The organism is Protofrankia sp. Cj3 (genome assembly GCF_917627355.1).
Taxonomy (GTDB): domain Bacteria; phylum Actinomycetota; class Actinomycetes; order Frankiales; family Frankiaceae; genus Protofrankia.
On the sequence record NZ_CAKJTR010000099.1, the window covers coordinates 10,279 to 13,699 of the forward strand.

Sequence of the window (3,421 nt, forward strand, 5' to 3'; positions counted from 1 at the left end):
CCGGTGAGCAGGACCGGGGTCCGGTTGAGCGCGATGCCGGTGTTGATGAAATCGCCCAGGCCACCGGCGTTGGTGAACGCGGCCAGCGTCGCGCTGCCCACGTTGAGGATCACCGCGATCCGGACGCTGGCCAGAATCACGGGGACGGCCAGCGGGAGTTCCACCCGGAACAGCACGGCGGTTCTGGTCAGCCCCATGCCCCGGCCGGCGTCGATGAGCGAGCGGTCAACGCCCCGCAGGCCGACCATGGTGTTACGCAGCACCGGCAGGGCCGACACGAGTACGAGCGCGATCACCGCCTTTTGAAACCCGATACCGACAGTGACCGCGAGCAGTACCAGCACCCCCATGGAGGGGATGGCTTGGCCGATGTTGGCCAGGGCGAGCAGCGGGGCGACGAACCGGCGTAACCGCGGCCGCGTGAGCAGCACGCCGAGCGGTATCGCCAGCACGATGACCAGTGCGGTGGACACGGCGACCAGCTCGATGTGCTCGATCAGCCGCTGGGTGATGAGCTGCGGGCTGATCGATCGCCGCTCGATGTCGTCGAGGTTCTGGGCGTGCAGATAGGCCAACAGCGCCACGCACGCCGCGATGAGCACTGCCGGTGTGGCCAGCACGCCGAGCAGGCGGCGAAAGGCTGTTCGGCCGGCGGATTCCCGCGGTGCCCATGGTGTCTCGGGCGGTTCCTGATCCGCGAGCGTGGCGATCGCGCTCATCGCCGCCCCTCTGACAGGCGGGCTGGTTCCGCGGGCGGCCGCGGCCGCGTAGCTCGGGCGGGAGACTGCCGCACAACGGATGACCAGGAGAGCGCGCCAACGGGATGTCCCTGTTCGTCGATGACGACCGCGCTGTCATCGCGGGCGTGCAGCATCGCGTCCAGCGCGTCGTGCAGGCTCTGGTCGGTCCGTACGACGGCGATGGGGATGGGGACAGGGACGGCGGGGATGGGAACGGGGAGGTCGTTCCCGGCCGTCCGGGCCGCACGACGGTCGCTGGGATGCAGCCAACGCAGCACTCCCCCGGTGTCGTCCACCAGCACAGCACGCCCGGAACCGAGCACCCGCTCAGCGGGGGCTGCGCCGGTACGGGCATGGACGACCTCGACGGGTTCGAGCGCGATGGAGCCGACCGGTTCGAGGCGCAACCGGCGTATCGCGGCACCGGTTCCGATGAACGACCTGACGAACCCGTCGGCTGGTTCGGCCAATATTTTCGACGGTGTGTCGTACTGCACCAGGCTGGCCCGCTCGGCCAGCACGGCAATGCGGTCGCCGAGTTTGACCGCCTCACCGACGTCATGGGTGACGAGCACAATGGTCTTGCGGATCTGGGCTTGCAGGTTCAGAAACTCGTCCTGTAGCCGTTCCCGGGTGATCGGGTCGATGGCTCCGAAGGGTTCGTCCATCAGCATCGCGGGTGGGTCGGCGGCCAGGGCTCGGGCCACTCCCACGCGTTGTTGCTCGCCGCCCGAAAGCTGTTTGGGGTAGCGGCCACGGTACGCCCTGGGCTCAAGGCCGACCAGGTCAAGCAGCTCATCGACGCGGGCCCGGACGCGGCTCTTGTCCCACCTCAGGGTCCGCGGTATGAGACCGATGTTTTCGGCAATCGTCAGGTGGGGGAACAGGCCGACCTGCTGGATGACATAACCGATGCGTCGACGCAGCTGGTCGGGGTCAGCCCTGGTGACGTCCTCGCCGTTGAGGAAGATCCTGCCCGCGCTCGGCTCGATCAGCCGGTTGATCAGGCGGAGAGTGGTGGTTTTGCCGCAGCCGGAAGGACCGAGCAGCACGGCGATCTCGCCATCACGGATGTCCAGCGACAGCTCGGAAACCGCAGGCGCGGACTGGCCGGGATAGTGCTTGCTGACCCGCTCCAGCCGGATCATCACGTCGTCCGGCGGAACCGCGGTGGAGCGGTCGGTCATCGAAGGCCCCGGGAAACGGTGAGCCGGGACAGCACGACAAACAGCAGGTCCAGAAGCATGGCCAGCAACGCGACGCCGAGCGTTCCGGCGAGCGTGTCGTTGAGGGCGTTGGCCCCACCGATGCGGGCCAGCCCGGTGAAGATCAGCTCGCCCAGGCCTGGGCCGGCGACAGCGGCGGCGATCGCGGCGATGGCGACGGTCATAATCGTGGCGAGTCGTATGCCGGTAAGCACAACCGGCCAGGCCAGCGGTAAACGGATCCGCCGCAGCCGGTCCAGCCGGCCCAGCCCCATGCCACGCGCCGCGTCCTCGACCGCGCTGGGCACCGATTCCAATCCGGTGATGGTGTTGCGCAGGATCGGGAAGATCGCGTAGAGGACCAGAGCGCTGATAGTGGGGGCGAAGCCCAACCCGAGCAGCGGAATGAGCAGACCGAACAACGCGAGGGACGGGATGGTGAGCATGGTACTGGCTATGCCGAGGGCGATCTGACTGGCCTGCGGATGGCCTTCGACGGCGGCTCCGATGCCGATCCCGACAGCGGTGGCAATGGCGACCGCGATCAGCACCACCTCGGTATGTTCCAGGAACAGCACGACTAACGTCGGCCAGCGTTGAGAGAGATAGTCGGCGAAGCTCATCAGCGTCTCCAGCTCGTTGACGGCGTGGCCGCGGGAGTCAGTTCCCGGTCCGGGCCGCGGGGTTCGGTGGACGCGTCAGCACGCCGGCCAGGAACTCATCCAGGCATTCGACGGTCTTTCTGCGGGCATGACTGTCATCAACATCCATTCCGTGGGGCCGCGGTCTTCGAGGAACTCCAGGCGCATGGGTTCACCGGCCCGCTCGCGCGGTGAACCTCCCTGTGTAATGTTTGCCTACTTTACGTAGCCTCTCGTGATTTGGCAACAACATACCAAGAGCGTACGGATGCACGGAGAAGAAGCGGAACCCGCCATGAATTACGCTCCTACCAGAGATCAGTTTTCCGGAAGAGGGCCACGTCCTGGTGAGTGTGACATATACAGCGATGTTGTCCATACGGGCTGACAGTGGACGTCATGACAGGTCCGCGCCATCGTCGGGATGCCACGGCCGCCCAGTTCCCCGGCCAGTTCCCCACCGGTTCCGCGGTCAGGGCCGCACAGCCCTGGAGATCACGTCAAACGCCTTGTTGATCCGGCCTCCGCGGGCAGGCGCCGCGTGATAGATCATGAATCATGCTTGTAGCTTTCAGCGCGACACCGATCGGATTCGGCGAGGACGTCGGCGACCTGGTGGCCGAAGCCGTGCGCGTGGTCCGTGCCAGCGGCCTCCCCAACGAGACGAACGCGATGTTCACGATGATCGAAGGAGAGTGGGACGAGGTCATGACGGTCGTGCGACAGGCGGTCGACGCCGTCGTCGGGGGATCCAGACGGGTAAGCCTCGTGCTCAGGGCTGATATTCGTCCCGGTGTCACCGACGCGCTGCACAGAAAGGTCGCCTCGATCGAGC

The 3,421-nt window shown here is 66.5% G+C and carries 4 protein-coding genes; 1 reads left to right on the forward strand and 3 read right to left on the reverse strand.

Annotated elements, in window-relative coordinates:
* The 3 genes from MJ783_RS14420 to MJ783_RS14430 all read right to left on the reverse strand — a co-directional run.
* Positions 1-719: ABC transporter permease (locus MJ783_RS14420; RefSeq protein WP_239310953.1), on the reverse strand; the 719-nt coding region annotated here is incomplete at its 3' end.
* Positions 716-1,927 carry an ABC transporter ATP-binding protein gene (locus MJ783_RS14425; RefSeq protein WP_239310954.1) on the reverse strand — a complete coding sequence of 404 codons (1,212 nt, stop codon included), beginning with the start codon at positions 1,925-1,927 and terminating at the stop codon, positions 716-718. The genes MJ783_RS14420 and MJ783_RS14425, both read right to left, overlap by 4 nt.
* Positions 1,924-2,568: an ABC transporter permease gene (locus MJ783_RS14430; RefSeq protein ID WP_239310955.1), complete on the reverse strand. Its 645-nt coding sequence runs from the start codon at positions 2,566-2,568 to the stop codon at positions 1,924-1,926. The genes MJ783_RS14425 and MJ783_RS14430 overlap by 4 nt, the downstream gene beginning before the upstream one ends.
* Positions 2,569-3,144: 576 nt before the next feature.
* Here MJ783_RS14430 and MJ783_RS14435 point away from each other — a divergent pair.
* A partial coding sequence (locus MJ783_RS14435; protein WP_239310956.1) for a thiamine-binding protein occupies positions 3,145-3,421 on the forward strand: 277 nt, incomplete at its 3' end.